The organism is Candidatus Schmidhempelia bombi str. Bimp (assembly GCF_000471645.3).
GTDB classification, from domain to species: Bacteria; Pseudomonadota; Gammaproteobacteria; order Enterobacterales; family Orbaceae; genus Utexia; species Utexia bombi.
Map to the genome: position 1 here is coordinate 18,760 of NZ_AWGA01000044.1, position 15,022 is coordinate 33,781.

At 34.8% G+C, this 15,022-nt stretch carries 16 protein-coding genes and 1 tRNA gene; 6 read left to right on the forward strand and 11 right to left on the reverse strand.

From position 1 onward, the window contains the following. Positions 1-54: 54 nt before the first annotated feature. From nagK to O970_RS04280, 7 genes are all read right to left on the reverse strand, one after another. Entirely contained in the window at positions 55-963 is a 909-nt protein-coding gene (gene nagK, locus O970_RS04250) for an N-acetylglucosamine kinase (RefSeq protein WP_024495914.1), read from the reverse strand. A 130-nt stretch (positions 964-1,093) separates the two neighbouring features. Then, the gene (locus tag O970_RS04255; RefSeq protein WP_024495915.1) at positions 1,094-1,720 is read right to left on the reverse strand and encodes a protein-L-isoaspartate(D-aspartate) O-methyltransferase; all 627 of its coding nucleotides are present in this window, start codon (positions 1,718-1,720) and stop codon (positions 1,094-1,096) included. 22 nt (positions 1,721-1,742) lie between these two features. Next, positions 1,743-2,756, reverse strand: coding sequence for a tRNA pseudouridine(13) synthase TruD (truD, locus tag O970_RS04260; protein ID WP_024495916.1), 1,014 nt, complete (start codon positions 2,754-2,756; stop codon positions 1,743-1,745). Then, a complete protein-coding gene (gene ispF / locus O970_RS04265; RefSeq protein ID WP_024495917.1) occupies positions 2,756-3,241 on the reverse strand; it encodes a 2-C-methyl-D-erythritol 2,4-cyclodiphosphate synthase in 486 nt (161 codons plus the stop codon). Before ispF ends, truD begins: the two co-directional genes overlap by 1 nt. A 19-nt stretch (positions 3,242-3,260) precedes the next feature. After that, positions 3,261-3,965, reverse strand: coding sequence for a 2-C-methyl-D-erythritol 4-phosphate cytidylyltransferase (gene ispD / locus O970_RS04270; RefSeq protein WP_024495918.1), 705 nt, complete (start codon positions 3,963-3,965; stop codon positions 3,261-3,263). A 2-nt stretch (positions 3,966-3,967) separates the two neighbouring features. Beyond that, positions 3,968-4,255, reverse strand: coding sequence for a cell division protein FtsB (gene ftsB / locus O970_RS04275; protein WP_024495919.1), 288 nt, complete (start codon positions 4,253-4,255; stop codon positions 3,968-3,970). A 12-nt stretch (positions 4,256-4,267) separates the two neighbouring features. Next, complete coding sequence (locus O970_RS04280) at positions 4,268-4,597, reverse strand: TusE/DsrC/DsvC family sulfur relay protein (RefSeq protein ID WP_024495920.1); 330 nt, start codon at positions 4,595-4,597, stop codon at positions 4,268-4,270. A 183-nt stretch (positions 4,598-4,780) separates the two neighbouring features. On the opposite strand from O970_RS04280, the gene O970_RS04285 reads away from it, so the two are divergent. Further along, positions 4,781-4,868: transfer RNA gene (locus O970_RS04285), tRNA-Ser, on the forward strand. Between the two features lie 168 nt (positions 4,869-5,036). On the opposite strand, the gene O970_RS04290 is transcribed toward O970_RS04285, so the two are convergent. The 3 genes from O970_RS04290 to O970_RS04300 are packed head-to-tail and all read right to left on the reverse strand — an operon-like array spanning position 5,037 to position 7,157. Then, on the reverse strand, positions 5,037-5,669 hold the full coding sequence (locus tag O970_RS04290) for a hypothetical protein (protein ID WP_024495921.1): 633 nt from the start codon (positions 5,667-5,669) through the stop codon (positions 5,037-5,039). After that, positions 5,662-6,078, reverse strand: coding sequence for a hypothetical protein (locus O970_RS04295; RefSeq protein WP_024495922.1), 417 nt, complete (start codon positions 6,076-6,078; stop codon positions 5,662-5,664). The genes O970_RS04290 and O970_RS04295 overlap by 8 nt, the downstream gene beginning before the upstream one ends. Further along, positions 6,075-7,157, reverse strand: a complete 1,083-nt coding sequence (locus O970_RS04300; protein WP_130575721.1) for a hypothetical protein — start codon at positions 7,155-7,157, stop codon at positions 6,075-6,077. Before O970_RS04300 ends, O970_RS04295 begins: the two co-directional genes overlap by 4 nt. Before the next feature lie 468 nt (positions 7,158-7,625). Between O970_RS04300 and O970_RS04305 the strand changes: the two genes are divergently transcribed. Both O970_RS04305 and O970_RS04310 read left to right on the forward strand, forming a co-directional pair. Then, complete coding sequence (locus O970_RS04305) at positions 7,626-7,898, forward strand: DksA/TraR family C4-type zinc finger protein (protein ID WP_024495924.1); 273 nt, start codon at positions 7,626-7,628, stop codon at positions 7,896-7,898. Between the two features lie 582 nt (positions 7,899-8,480). Beyond that, a complete protein-coding gene (locus O970_RS04310) occupies positions 8,481-9,689 on the forward strand; it encodes an aminotransferase-like domain-containing protein (protein ID WP_024495925.1) in 1,209 nt (402 codons plus the stop codon). 242 nt (positions 9,690-9,931) lie between these two features. Here the strand turns inward: O970_RS04310 and trmB are convergent, their stop codons facing one another. Then, the gene (gene trmB / locus O970_RS04315) at positions 9,932-10,657 is read right to left on the reverse strand and encodes a tRNA (guanosine(46)-N7)-methyltransferase TrmB (RefSeq protein WP_024495926.1); all 726 of its coding nucleotides are present in this window, start codon (positions 10,655-10,657) and stop codon (positions 9,932-9,934) included. A 203-nt stretch (positions 10,658-10,860) separates the two neighbouring features. Here trmB and O970_RS04320 point away from each other — a divergent pair, with 203 nt between their 5' ends. The 3 genes from O970_RS04320 to O970_RS04330 all read left to right on the forward strand — a co-directional run. After that, a complete protein-coding gene (locus O970_RS04320) occupies positions 10,861-12,054 on the forward strand; it encodes a BaiN/RdsA family NAD(P)/FAD-dependent oxidoreductase (RefSeq protein ID WP_024495927.1) in 1,194 nt (397 codons plus the stop codon). 310 nt (positions 12,055-12,364) lie between these two features. After that, positions 12,365-13,714, forward strand: coding sequence for an MFS transporter (locus O970_RS04325; protein WP_024495928.1), 1,350 nt, complete (start codon positions 12,365-12,367; stop codon positions 13,712-13,714). A gap of 751 nt (positions 13,715-14,465) precedes the next feature. After that, a partial coding sequence (locus tag O970_RS04330) for a contractile injection system protein, VgrG/Pvc8 family (RefSeq protein WP_024495929.1) occupies positions 14,466-15,022 on the forward strand: 557 nt, incomplete at its 3' end.

Consider the following 15,022-nt stretch of genomic DNA (forward strand, 5'->3'; position numbering starts at 1 on the left):
AGCGCACTTAAAATTATCACAAACTCTCTAGATTTGTCGAATAAGACTCATCACTCATTTGGCCCAAAGTAACGCCGCACCTCTAGCGCCACCGGCATCACCATAACGTGCTTTTTCTATCCTTGGTGGTGGCATCATTTTTAATAAATAACGTGGTAAACGTTTAGGTAATTCAGTATAAATTTGTTCAAAATTGGATAATCCACCACCAATAACAATCAGTTCTACATCAAGTACGACCAGTATATCAGCTAAATACATCGCCAATAGTTCTAAATAACGATCGACATGCGCTATGGCGTGTTTATCTTGATCATAATAACGCTGAATAATTTCTGGTGCCGATAATGATTGTTGATAAAAGTGACGATATAACCAAGCAAAGCCTGTACCTGATAAATAACGCTCACTACACCCGACTTGCCCGCATCCACAAGTGATTAATGGAATATCATTACCTAAGACTTTTGTTGCATTAAGCGGTAACTTAAGGTGCCCTATTTCACCAGCACAGCCATTAGCCCCTGATAAAATAGCGTGATCAATGGCAAGTCCCCCACCTAAACCAGTCCCAAGAATTAAACCAATCACACTATGATAATGGTTAAATTCTGGATGATAAGCTTCAGAGAGTACAAAACAATTAGCATCATTATCAATTCGTATATCACGCCCAACACGTGTTTCTAAATCACGAATAAACGGTTTATCTTTTACCATTTCAATATTGGTCGTAAATACCGTTTTATCTTTTTGATTAACAATACCCGCAATGCCAATGCCAATTTGGCCTCTACTATTAAATTTCTGATCCGCTTCGAAAATTAAATTAATTATGGCAAAAAGAAATGCGTCATAGCTATCATGTGGCGTATCAATACGCTTACGCCAAATTTCATTTAACGCTAAATCAAACACAGCCATTTCTATTTTTGTACCGCCAATATCAAAACCATATAGCATGGTCATCTCCTGATCGCATTTACTTTTTGTAAAAAACTAAATTGTTTAGGGTGAACGTAACATTAACTCAATAAAGATAAAACCTAAGCACATCAACATAGCATAAACCAATAAACAAATTTCATTAAAACTAAACTAATTCACCTTTAATTAAAGGAACAAACTTAACTGGCTCAATAATATGCTTTTCAAACCCATTGAGTTGACGAATAACAACTTGTAGCGTTTGCTGTGTATCACCTACAGGAATCACTAATCGCCCGCCTTCTGCTAGTTGGTAAATTAATGCTTCTGGAATATGTTCAGCGGCGGCAGTCACAATAATACCATCATAAGGTGCTCGCTCCGGCCATCCCAGCCATCCATCACCATGGCGAGTTGAGACATTATGAATGTCCAATATTTTTAAACGGCGTTTGGTATGCCATTGCAAACTTTTGATACGCTCAACGGAACACACGTGATCAACCATATTAGCTAATACCGCCGTTTGATATCCTGATCCCGTACCAATTTCAAGCACTTTAGATGTTGGTTTAAGCTTTAACAATGCGGTCATTTTGGCAACAATATAAGGTTGCGAAATAGTCTGCCCTGCCCCAATGGGTAAAGAACAATTATCATATGCTTGGTGAGAAAGTGCTTCATCTACAAAATGTTGACGAGGAACAGAAGCTATCGCTTGCAATACTGCTTCATCTTTTATCCCTAACTGACGGAGTTGGGTTAGAAGTAATTGCATTTTTTTATTATACATAAAGCCTCAAACAATATATAAATTAATCAATAACAAGTTCACGTAAAATACTCGTCGCATAACATCCTGCGGGTAACCAAAAATCCAGTTTAAGGGTATTATCATCTAGCCATGTATAACTCAAATCAACTGGTTTTAACAATGCGGATCGTCGCGTAGTTGCAACGCGTTCGGTTTTTAATAATTCAGTTACCGTTTGCCATTTCTCCAAACAGGTCTGTTCAAATAGTCTAGCATCATCATGTGTCCCCAATTCACCATCACCGATCATAGGGGCAGTAATACGCAACTCATCTTGTTGCAATCGATGTTGTAAATCAGGTAAATCTGGCTGTGTGGCAACAAACCAACTTCCGCGTCCTGTTAATTGTAAAGCATCACCAAGCATCACCTGTGATAGTTTATCCTGTAAAATTCGGGTACTGACTATATCGTTAAATATTGCACTACGGGCGGCAGAAAGATAAAAGCCACGTTTTTGACGATCTTTGACTTTGATGTCACCGTTTGCCCATAATATAGCCTGTTTTAGGTTGTGATTATCTCGACCAAAACGTTGTTCACCAAAATAGTTAGGCGCTCCCTTTATTGATAAATCATCAATACGTCGTTGTAAAGCGGTTTTATCGCTTACTTCACGTAAAATAATTGAGAAGAAATTCCCTTTTAAAACACCAATACGTAATTTTTTTAATTGACGGGTAACCTTAAGAATCTCACAACCAGCCAACTGAAACAGTGAAAAATCTGGGGTCAATTTACCTGGCATATGTAGACCAAACCACTGTTCAGTCACCGCCTGTCGATCTTTTAAACCTGCATAACTTACTAATTTAGCTGGAATACCAACAAATTTAGCCAACTGTTCGGCAACAAATTGCGTGTTACAATCACATTTACGAAGATAAACTAATACATGCTCACCCTCGCCATCTGGTTCAAAACCCAGATCTTCTCTTACGATAAAATCCGTAAATTGTTTCTTATAAATGGCAGAGACGGTTGGTTTACCATTTAAATAAGCTAAATTATCCATTAATTAGTATCCATCTGTTTGACTAATAAAATAACGGCTTCACAAGCAATACCTTCCTTACGCCCTGTAAAGCCTAATTTTTCTGTTGTTGTGGCTTTGATACTCACTTGTTCAAAATGAGCTTGTAAATCATCGGCAATGTTGATTCGCATTTGTGGAATATGCGGTTGCATTTTAGGTTCCTGCGCGATAATAGTCACATCTAGATTTCCTAATTGATACCCTTTTGCATTAACCAGTTGGTAAGCATGACGTAACAATTGACGACTATCTATACCACAATAACTACTATCGGTATCAGGGAAGTGTTTACCAATATCACCTAATGCCAATGCGCCAAGTAATGCATCGGTGATCGCATGAAGAACCACGTCGCCATCAGAGTGGGCAACTAATCCTAATTGATAGGGGATTTTCACGCCACCTAAGGTTAAGGGACCTTCTCCTCCCAATTTATGTACGTCAAATCCATGTCCGATACGCATATTATTTCCTTAATTTTTATTAACCTGATATGAGTTGTTCATTTAAATAAAATCTAGCTAATGCCAAATCTTCTGGATAAGTAATTTTGATATTATCTCGTCGCCCTAGAACTAAAATAGGATGCTGACCACAATACTCGATTGCTGAAGCCTCATCAGTAATGGTCGCGCCATCTTCTAACGCTTTAGTTAATGCTGCTTTTAATGTTTTTGATAAAAATAATTGTGGTGTCATTGCTGCCCATAACCGTGAACGATCAAGCGTTTTATCAATAGTATTATCATGTTGTTCTGATACTAACTTAATCGTATCAACTATGGGAACAGCTAAAATCCCACCTTGATTTTGTAGGACAACGGTACGAATTAATCGCTCAATATCGTTATGGCTAACGCATGGGCGAGCGGCATCATGAACTAAGGCCCACTCATCATCCTGCACCAAGGCTAAACCCGCTAAAACCGATTCAGCTCGAGTATTTCCACCATAAACACACGTTATTTTTGGATGTTGAGCTATCGGTAAGGTATCAAAAATATCATCATCGGGACTGATTACCACAATCACTCGACTAATGTCATTACATGAAATCAATTTATGTATGGTATATTCAATAATGGTGAGCTGTTCAATTTTAAGATACTGTTTAGGCAATAGGCTTTGCATACGTGTACCTGTACCCGCAGCGGGAATAACAGCAACAATATTAGGATTTAATAACATGCCTACTCCTGCCCCGATTCAATAATTACCCGATAGAAATGCTCATTAGGTTTAATCATACCTAAACTAGTCCTAGCTCGTTCTTCAATTGCCTCCAATCCATCATAAAGATCAGTGATTTCTGCATACATATGATCATTGCGTTGCTTTAATTTAGCATTTTGCACTTGCATTTCTTCAATTAACCGAGACATCTGCCTATAATCGTTGACATTATTTTTGCCAAACCAAAGTGAATATTGCAAATAGACCAAGGTTAAAAACAAAATTGTTGTCAATTTCCATTTCATCTTCCAATTCCTTTACAGGCATTTTACAGGCTTTGGCAAACCCGCCAGCTTAGTTGCCTGTTTAGCTGGACCACTTGGAAATAAGCGTTGCAAATAACGACTATTGCCTTTTTCTGGACCAAATTTTTTCTCCATTGCTTTAACTAACATTCTTATTGCTGGCGAAGTTTGATATTCCAAATAAAATTCACGCACAAACCGGATGACTTCCCAATGAGCATCGGTAAGTATTAATGACTCTTGTTCAGCAAGAATCGGAACTAACTCAGTTGACCAATCTTGCCAATTTTTCAAATAGCCCTGCTCATCAGTCGCAATACACTTACCATTAAGTTCAATCATAATATTCATAATGTTATCAAAATTAGTACTTATTATACCTAATTTAATAGCGGACCAACACTAAACAACATGATAAACCGATTTAAATCGAACACTTTTGTCTATTTTTCAATCGAACAACAAATTTTTTAAAAATAACTATTTACAAAGCGTCGGTATTACTTTAATATTCTGCGGCATTGCGGAAGTGTGGCCGAGCGGTTGAAGGCACCGGTCTTGAAAACCGGCGAGGGGAAACCCTCCCAGAGTTCGAATCTCTGCGCTTCCGCCATTTTTTATAAACACAATTCAAAATTTTATAAAAGATTAAACATTTTGTAAATTCCTACCTATCATTAAATTATATAAATAAGATACATTATTGCCATTGCATTATGACTTACAATTAATTGATTAAATGAGACATAGTTCTAACTAGCTAGAAGTTAAATTAGATTATTTAATCTTTGGGATCATAGTGTAAGGAAACAAAAATATGCTTTACAGTATAGTTAATGCCAGTGGACTCATGTTTATGAGTTGAATAAAAACTTAGATTAGGTCTATAGGTACATAAATCAGTAGTAAGGCAACTAATTTGTTTGCTGCCTTGTAATGTTTTTTTCCATTTTTTCATAACAGATGATGCATCTTTAGTACGGCAATATATAATCAATCCTCCTTGACTGCAAAAATCTGTTCCTGTCGCATATCTCGTAGTTAATTGATTAAACCCTTTCATTAAATAATCGTAATCTGCATGTTTTTTAGCCTCACCAAGCCAAGTGAATTTATTTAACCGAACAACTAAGTCACAATGTCCACCGCCATAAGTAGTATCATGATTTGCCTCAAATCCACGACCATTCAAATAAGAAAGAATTTCCTCTGTCATCCGATCTTCTTTGTCCGTGAATCTAATCTTTTTATTTTGTTCCAATCGACAGACTATATTCTCAAGATCTTGATATAAAGCAGATATAAATTTATCATATGTATTATAGATAAATTTTAATAGCAAAGAGTGAATATCCTCCCCCAAGCAATCAGATACTTCTTCTAAAGCAGCTAAGGACATATTGCTATTATTCATAAATAATCTCCTTACCTAAGTCTGAAATGCAAAAATACATAAATACTTTATTTTTGTAATTATCTACAGGGATTCCTTTAATGGGATGTATTAACGTATTTGTTAATCTAGCTTCAATAATATCCTCATTAGATATTTGAATCGGTTCCGAATCTTCAAACTCAATAAGTTCAAACTTAACATTAAGAATAGGATAATTAATTCCAGATAAATAACTGATAGCTAGTAAAACTTCTTCTGCAGAAGCCCCAGTTCTTTCACATAGAGAATAATATGGAATATACCTAAGGGCATTTTTATTAGAGACTGAGCAAACATATTCTATAATTCTTTCACACACAGAATAAATATCTTTTTTCAATTCAGAATCAGAACTTAGTAATGTTAAAAGCTCAGTTTTTTTTATCATATAAGTTTTTTTCGTAAGTAAGTATAATCTTCCTGATATATACAATTATTTAATTCAGCCCAATTAATATTAGGATCAAATTGTGATAATAATTTTATACCACCTTGGATGCTTAATTCTATAATATTATCATTCAATATAGGCGAATTATACCTTTTAGTAATAGAATAAATACTTGTTTGATTTTCAATAGCACTTAACCCATTTTTATGAAAATCCTCTTCTTTTAAATTTTCTTCCCTATTACTCATTTTCTCAGTTTTTACAGAACCAGTGCCAGTCTTATGCTCTACTTTTCGTACTAATCCTTCATTTTCATCATAAATATCTTGAATTTTTTTGAAAATATTAGAAGGACTTAAATGTAACTCTTCTTTATAGGTAGTTAAATGAACTTTTTTTATTAAATTAGTGTAATCTTTGGTAAATGTTTTAAACTCATCTTTAGTAACAGGATGAGACATATCTATCTGAATTTCTAATATACCTTCATTTTTATGTAAAATAATACTATCAAATGGTTGCACTAATTCTGTTTGATATGCAAAAATTTCATCATATTGTTGATAATCATCTCCTAATAAGGTTTTATCTAATTCTATCTTATTTTTATAACTTCTAGCTGAGCTTATCAATATTCTAGTTTTATTTTCATCAACTATTTTTTTTATGAAGAAATATTTATTAATACTTATCTTATTCAAATCATCTTCAGGAATAGTAAATGGATAGTATCGAATAAATTTTTCTATCTCATTGTCTTTTTGATTATTTTCAATAATTAAATCTAATACTACCTCAACCTTAGAATATTGTTTTTCATCCGTAATTTTATAAAAGAAACAAACTCTATTTCCATATAAAAGATTCTGTTTATAAGTTTTCTCTAAAATTTCACCAGCAGTTTCAATTTTTTTTTGTCTTACATTATCATTGATATTATTAGAATAATATTCTATTAAATCTTCAAAACTTTTTGCTGATTTTAGATTATTTCTATTTAATACTTTTTGAAGTAAACGCATAGAAATATGACGCCTAACTTTCATCTCTGTAAGATACTTCGTAGCCTTGTTCATGAAATAATTTTCCTTAGGTATAACCATAATCTAAATAAATCAAAAATCCTATTTACATCCAAAATTGATTGTTTTATTACTTTTTTCAATAATTTTGCTTTCAACTAATCTAATATGAACAATTACAATCAATTTAAAAATTTAGATAATAAATACTTATCTAAAAAACATAACTCGTAGTTTGTATTTAGTTAATCATATAAACTCAGTAAAAAAGCAAAAAATTTTGCCAAATTACTATGATACTTTACTGATTATTAGAACAGTGTAAAAAAATTTATCTGAATTTTACACAATAAAAAAATTTTTACAATCTAGTTTTAGGTATACATTATTTTTTATTACAAAGACATTAAACTTACTATTAAATAAAAGTAATAAATATTAATTAAAATCAATCATCTATTGAAAAAAACAACCTAACCCTCATATATAAAAATAACCTTGCAAATCAACTGGAGGCTTAATATGGCGAGTGGTTGGGCGTCGGATGATGCGGTGAATCAACAAATTGAAAACACAATTAGTGATGCAATAAAACAAGTTAGGCGTCGTATCAATCAGACAACAGAAAGTGCGATTCATTGTGAGGAGTGTGGCGAGATAATACCTTTGGCCCGCCGAAATGCATTAAAGGGCGTCCGTTACTGTATCGATTGCCAAACTAAATATGATCTGGAAACCCAGAAAGTACTTTCATTATATAATCGGCGCGGTAGCAAAGATAGCCAATTACGTTAATGAATGGTTATTTATCTAATAAAATTGCTTATCGATTACCGAAGCGAAGCAAGTACCATTCATATTGATTTAAATAAGCGTTAATTTAGGTTTATTTTTTAATAAAATCATCAACACAATATAATATTCATATTAACTATCTTTTTTATCACAATAAATCTTACTTATTCAGCTATTGATTAAAATATTGCTTAATGAATAACATAATTTATTATTTTTAATCGGATTATTCAACGGTAATCGTTGTTAACAGATAAAAAGCCGGCGGCGATTTTGTGCTAAATAGGTTTAAGATAGCTTAAATCATTTTGTCTCTTTCTACAACCAAAATGTATTCTCAGTTGATATAAAAGGAAAAATAGTTAGGTGAAGAATGCTATAAACTATCCCTTAACCTTTATTTAATTTGTTTTAATGACAAATCAACTATACCGTATTATAGTGAAGGTTTATATAATAACGTTATTAAGACAAAACTATATCATATCTATTTAAGTTATTTTTAAATAAAATCATTATTGGTCAAGGAACAGTAATGCGCTGATAAAACTTACTATAAAACAGAAATTAAGGTGTATATTTATGTTGTGGAAATTCTCTAACCGAGCTATGGCACTGAAAAGCTCCGCTATTCGTGAGATTTTGAAAATCACTGAGCAGCCCGATGTTATTTCATTTGCTGGGGGTTTACCTTCGCCAAATACCTTTCCCGTCACGGAAATAAAAAATGCTTTTAATCATATTATTGCTGCTGATGAGATGACCGGGGCTTTACAATATGGTCCAACTGAAGGATATGCACCATTACGCATTTGGTTAGCGCAATATTTATCACGACGTGATCATACCAACATAAACCCCAATCAAATTTTGATTGTGACGGGTTCACAACAAGCTTTAGATCTTATTGGTAAAGCCTTGATTGATAAAGGAAGTAAAGTTTTGGTTGAAACCCCAACCTATTTAGGTGGATTGCAATCCTTTACTCAGTACGAGCCAGAGTATATTTCATTAGAAAGTGATGAACAGGGCATTATCCCCGATGTACTCGATGATAATATTGCGGCTAAGGCTAATTTTATGTACGTGATCCCTAATTTTCAGAATCCTACAGGACGTCGATTACCTTTAGCTCGTCGTCAACAACTAGCCAAGAAAGCAATAGCGAATAATCTGACTTTGGTCGAAGATGATCCTTATGGTGAATTAGACTATCAAGGTCATCGCTTACCAAGTTTATATACCCTAGCACCAGAAAATACGATTTATTTGGGATCGTTTTCAAAAATTTTAGCCCCCGGATTACGCCTTGGTTATATCGTGGCAAATGAAGAATTGATCAATAAACTAGTGCAATTAAAACAAGCGGCTGATTTACATACGCCAAGTTTAACGCAGCGTATTGCTTATCATGTCATTAAAGATGGTTTTCTTGAGACGCATATTCCTAAGATTCGAGATTTATATCGTCATCGTTGCCAAACCATGCTCAATGCATTACAGAGATATATGCCCACTACAGTCACTTGGAATAAACCCGAAGGTGGGATGTTTATTTGGATTGAATTACCAAAAAATATTAATGCTACTGAATTATTAAGCGAGGCAATCCAACATAAAGTTGCTTTTGTACCAGGCGAAACGTTTTTTGCTAATACGATCCACACCAATTGCATGCGTTTAGCTTTTGTGACCGTACCAGAAGAGAAAATCGAACAAGGGGTAAGTATTTTAGCTCAATTAATTACAAAATGGTCAGACGCTTTGGAACAAAGCCCAACTATGATCTAACTTCAGATTAACAATAACACGCATCATAAAGAATTGATAATGCGTGTTATTGCTAACATTAATCACTGATAGTAGAGTGTTAAATAGATCACCTTCACGATTTATATTCACTTACTATATAAAAATAGATAATTTATCTTTATTTTTGTTTTAATAAACTTAGTTTTTTATTCGATAAAAATATTACATATAGTTATTGCATATAAAATATGCAAGTCATCATCGGTATATCGACGATGTGATTAAGCGATACGCTTATACATCAAATCCCATACACCATGCCCTAACCGTTGCCCACGACATTCAAATTTAGTCATTGGGCGTGATAGTGGTCGTTCCACATAATCCATTGTCGCTGATAAATTTTGATAATGAGGTAATGCATTCATTACTTCTACCATATGTTCAGCATAATTTTCCCAATCTGTCGCCATATGGAATATCCCGCCTACGGCTAATTTTTGACGCACCAACTCCACAAAAGGCGTTTGTACAATCCGGCGTTTATGATGACGTGCTTTATGCCACGGATCAGGAAAAAATAACTGTACCATATCTAATGATCCATCAAGGATATTATTTTGTAAAACCTCCACAGCATCATGGCACATAATCCGAAGATTAGTTAATTCCGCCTCTTTTGCCGCCATCAAACAGGCACCTACTCCAGGTTGGTGCACTTCAATGCCTAAATAATCTCGCTCTGGGTGCTGTTTTGCCATTTCAACTAAAGATGCGCCCATACCAAATCCAATCTCTAACGTCACTTTAGACTGACGTCCAAAAATTTGGGCAAAATCTAAAGATAATGCTGCTTGATATTCAATACCAAGTACTGGCCATAATTCAGTAATCGCCTGTTCCTGGCCTTTAGTTAATCTTCCTTGTCGGCGTACAAAACTTCTAATTCGTCGTATGGGATTACCTTGATCATCATACTCAATAGAAGTAACATTTTTCTCTAACATGCGCTATCTTATCTCAACAATAAAATCATTAGTTTAGCCTAACTTAAGCAGACAAGCCAGTGCTAGACCAGAGAAAGCTATTTGCTATTAATGTTCAAGTGCAAGAGGTAAAACCGATATAAATAACAAATAAATTAACAAACATTCATATTCTTAAAGATTTATGGTATGTTAGGCGCCTATTTTAGCTCAACCAGATGATTATGAATACGATTACCATTATTGGCGCCGGTGCCGCTGGCCTTTTTTGTGCTGGCTTATTGGCAAAACAGGGATTTGCGGTCACGGTCCTTGATAAAGGAAAACGTCCCGGCCGTAAAATTGCGATGTCTGGTGGGGGAAAGTGTAATTTTACTAATCTGACGGTATCCGCTGAAAATTATATTTCGGCCAATCCTCATTTTTGTAAATCAGCGTTAAGCCGTTTTACTCAATGGGATTTTTTAACTTTAATTAATCAATATCAAATTGCGTGGCATGAACGCGATCATACACAATTATTTTGTGATCATAGTGCACAAGCTATTATTGATCTTTTAATGACCGAATGCCAAATAGGAAACGTCACATTTGAGTGGCAAACTGAACTAGAATCCCTTGAAATTAACGAACATGGTTTTTGTCTTATAACAAACAAGGGAAATCGATTCAGTCATAAAGTAATCATTGCAACAGGAGGATTATCTATGCCTGCGTTGGGCATGACATCTGTTGCCTATAAAATCGCCGAAAAATTATCAATTCCTGTTGAGCCGTTACGTGCAGGTTTGGTACCACTAACGTTACATAAACCTTTATTAGATTTACTTAGCCCGCTTGCAGGTACGGCGGTGCTAGCGCAAGTTAATACTCAATCAGGGATGAGTTTTAAAGAAAATTTATTATTTACCCACCGTGGTATTTCTGGTCCAGTGATATTACAGATATCAAATTATTGGCAAGTAGGCGAAACACTTACTATCAATTTATTACCTGATATAGATTTGATGGCTTTTTTTGCTCAACAACGACAAGCGCATCCTAATCAAACCCTGAAAAATACCCTTTCTTGTTTATTGTCTAAGCGACTAGTAGAGACGTTTATTGACCTGACATCACTACCTGATAAACCCTTAAAGCAGTTAACCAACAAACAATTAGAACAAATAGTAACCGCATTCACACGGTGGCAAATCATTCCTAATGGCACTGAAGGTTATCGCACCGCTGAGGTGACCTTAGGTGGTATTAGTACCGATAGCTTGTCGTCAAAAACTATGGCCGCCAAAGGTTACCCTAACCTTTATTTTATTGGTGAGGTTGTTGATGTCACTGGTTGGCTTGGTGGTTATAACTTTCAATGGGCATGGAGTAGTGCCTATGCTTGCGCACAAGCTATTATTACCGATAGCAAATAAAATAGACGCTAACCTATTTTTTATCCGTTAAAGATACTAATTTAATAAGAATTATTTATGTTATCTGTCTAATAGTGAAAAATCTTAATCTCAATCTATTTTTTTAAAATTTGTGTCATACTCAAGCGTTAATCATATAATTTTTCAGCAATACTACGTAAAATTATATACTTGAAGATGGCGTGATCACGACGCTAATTGACAAGCTAAATAATATTATAGGCGATGACAATATAGTGTTGAGGGTTTACGCGATCAGACCCCTTATTCTCTGTTAAATTGATGCATTCGTATAAAAATAGGTAGATTTATGAGTACAACAAATACAACGGCGAGCGCTCAACAACCCGCCCGAGCCTTAACCCGTAAAGATTATAAAACCTTAGTACTTTCATCTTTAGGGGGTACATTAGAATTCTATGACTTTGTTATTTATGCTTTCTATATTGATACCATTGTCAAACCGCTGTTTATGCCTGATTATTTAGACCCCTTTACAAAAGATCTGTTTGCATGGGGTATTTTTGCCGCCGGTTATCTAGTCCGTCCGATTGGCGGGATTATTATGGCGCACTTTGGCGATCGTGTTGGGCGTAAAAAGATGTTTACCCTAAGTGTCGCCCTGATGGCTTTACCGACCTTTATTATTGGTATTTTACCAACGTATGAAGCCATAGGAATCCTTTCACCTATGTTGCTATTACTAATGCGTATGCTACAAGGGGCAGCCATTGGCGGAGAAATGCCCGGAGCATGGGTATTTATTGCCGAACACACACCTAAACAACGATATGGTTTTGGTCTTGGTATTTTAACCTCTGGTATTACTGGTGGCATTTTCCTTGGTTCGTTGGTGTCAATTATTATTGGGATCAAGTTCACCCAAAGTGAAACTATCGCCTATGCTTGGCGTATCCCATTTATTTTAGGTGGAATATTTGGTGTGATTTCAGTGTATTTACGTCGTTTTTTATCTGAAACACCCATTTTTAAAGAGTTAGCCGCACGCAAAGCATTAGAAAAGAATTTTCCTATCGTCACCGTGTTTAAATATCATAAATTAGCATGCCTAATTATTGCTTTATTAACTTGGTCACTATCTACCGTGATTATGGTGGGTATTTTAATTACCCCGGGACGAATTATGGGTGGAATGTATCACGTCCCAGAACTGGATTGGCGCATAGCAAGTTGTATTGGCGCATTATCACTAACCATTGGTTGTATCCTTTTTGGCTGGCTGGAAGATAAACTAAAAACACGCCTAACAATGGTCATCTGTTGGGGCGGATTAATTATAACCAGTTTATATTTTTATTCCTCCCTCTATATCGGTATTGATTTAACTCAGCTTTATTTTAATTATGCATTGATGGGATTATTTAGTGGCTCAGCTGTCACCACGCCAATTATTGGTACCCGATCTTTCCCGCCATCTATCCGTTATTCAGGACTATCTGGTGCTTATAACTTATCTTATGCCTTATTTAGTGCTATCACCCCCACTTTAACCTTATATCTACTTAACCCAGCACATTTTTTGGCTAATTATAGTTATTTGGGAGCAGGAATATATATAAGCTTTGTCGCAATAATTGCGATAATTACTGCTCAAATACCGCTTGCTTACCGTGGTTGGTCTGATAAATCCTTATCTTAATTAATAGTAATAGGTATTCCGTTAGTGCCTATATAACGGAATACTCCAAAGCCCACTTATTGATTTTATCAAGCAACTTTATTTAAAAAATTAAAATTATATGACTAAGAAATTTACTGCAAAAATATAGACAATAGACATCAATAAGCCCGCTTACCGCCTAGTAAAAATGAGGTCTAATACCGTGCATAATTTTATCGCGAATAAATCGGTTAACCCTAAAATGATTTAAATCATAAAAAACAAAACATGCTATTGTTATTAGCGGTAGCGAATTAACATATTATAAATAATAAAGCACGATAAAATAAGAAGTGACCGATAAATATACCAACGCTTACATGCAGCCAATACAACCGCTAAGGTGAACAGAAACACTATCAGCTAGCCAAAAAGAAAAGGATAAAATTAGATAATTAACTTTATTACCTGCCTATCCTATCTCCAACCGCAAAATTCATTAGTCAAAAAATTTAACATTTTTTTACCAACCCCTAATCAATTTTATCAAATAAAAATTAACCAGTTATATGATTTTTAATAAATACAGTGGGTTATATTTTATTTTGGTATGGTTGTTTTAATTATCAAATGCTTATATTATGTAAATAACCCAACTTGATTAACTCATTTAGCGTAACCTATAAAATCGAATTAAAGCCTTTAATGTCCAATTAACAATAAAAAAATAAAATAAAACAGAATCAATCATTTTTTGTTACGTTCGCTGTATAAATAAAAGGAAAGAGAAATGATCGAATCAACTGATATGGCTTTGGAGATGTTAAGAAGTCAATTAAGTAGTAGCAATCAATATACATTAGAAATAGATAGAATTACCTCGCCAATATCTATTCATACCGTAACAGGACAGGAAACACTAAACAAACCATGGCGCTATGAAATTATTTTCACCTCCAGTGACAAACAGATAGCCGCGGATGCCATTCTCACTCAAAAAGCCCACCTTACCTTTCAACCAAAACCCCATCATCTCTTATCTATGCAACTTAGCACTTTAACGCTGCCCACCTTACCCCGTACTTTGCATGGGGTAATAACCGAATTTAGCCAGCTATCGGTCAATAAACAGCAAGCGCAATATAAAGTGATCTTATCTCCACGCCTAGCGTTACTGGGCCTACATCGCTATAGCGCCATTTATCAACATCAAAGTGTGATTGCGGTGGTGGAGCAGATATTGCGTAAACACGGCTTTACTGGCATTGACTACCGCTTAGAATTACGTAATACCTACCCAATGCGTGAATTTATCACCCAATGGCAAGAGAGCGACCTCGAATTTAT

What these genes read in the sequence shown, in the direction of transcription:
- nagK (WP_024495914.1), bottom strand. Translation starts at nt 963, where the DNA reads ATGCTATATGGTTTTGATATTGGCGGTACAAAAATAGAAATGGCTGTG.
- O970_RS04255 (WP_024495915.1), bottom strand. Translation starts at nt 1,720, where the DNA reads ATGTATAATAAAAAAATGCAATTACTTCTAACCCAACTCCGTCAGTTA.
- truD (WP_024495916.1), bottom strand. Translation starts at nt 2,756, where the DNA reads ATGGATAATTTAGCTTATTTAAATGGTAAACCAACCGTCTCTGCCATT.
- ispF (WP_024495917.1), bottom strand. Translation starts at nt 3,241, where the DNA reads ATGCGTATCGGACATGGATTTGACGTACATAAATTGGGAGGAGAAGGT.
- ispD (WP_024495918.1), bottom strand. Translation starts at nt 3,965, where the DNA reads ATGTTATTAAATCCTAATATTGTTGCTGTTATTCCCGCTGCGGGTACA.
- ftsB (WP_024495919.1), bottom strand. Translation starts at nt 4,255, where the DNA reads ATGAAATGGAAATTGACAACAATTTTGTTTTTAACCTTGGTCTATTTG.
- O970_RS04280 (WP_024495920.1), bottom strand. Translation starts at nt 4,597, where the DNA reads ATGATTGAACTTAATGGTAAGTGTATTGCGACTGATGAGCAGGGCTAT.
- O970_RS04290 (WP_024495921.1), bottom strand. Translation starts at nt 5,669, where the DNA reads ATGAATAATAGCAATATGTCCTTAGCTGCTTTAGAAGAAGTATCTGAT.
- O970_RS04295 (WP_024495922.1), bottom strand. Translation starts at nt 6,078, where the DNA reads ATGATAAAAAAAACTGAGCTTTTAACATTACTAAGTTCTGATTCTGAA.
- O970_RS04300 (WP_130575721.1), bottom strand. Translation starts at nt 7,157, where the DNA reads ATGAACAAGGCTACGAAGTATCTTACAGAGATGAAAGTTAGGCGTCAT.
- O970_RS04305 (WP_024495924.1), top strand. Translation starts at nt 7,626, where the DNA reads ATGGCGAGTGGTTGGGCGTCGGATGATGCGGTGAATCAACAAATTGAA.
- O970_RS04310 (WP_024495925.1), top strand. Translation starts at nt 8,481, where the DNA reads ATGTTGTGGAAATTCTCTAACCGAGCTATGGCACTGAAAAGCTCCGCT.
- trmB (WP_024495926.1), bottom strand. Translation starts at nt 10,657, where the DNA reads ATGTTAGAGAAAAATGTTACTTCTATTGAGTATGATGATCAAGGTAAT.
- O970_RS04320 (WP_024495927.1), top strand. Translation starts at nt 10,861, where the DNA reads ATGAATACGATTACCATTATTGGCGCCGGTGCCGCTGGCCTTTTTTGT.
- O970_RS04325 (WP_024495928.1), top strand. Translation starts at nt 12,365, where the DNA reads ATGAGTACAACAAATACAACGGCGAGCGCTCAACAACCCGCCCGAGCC.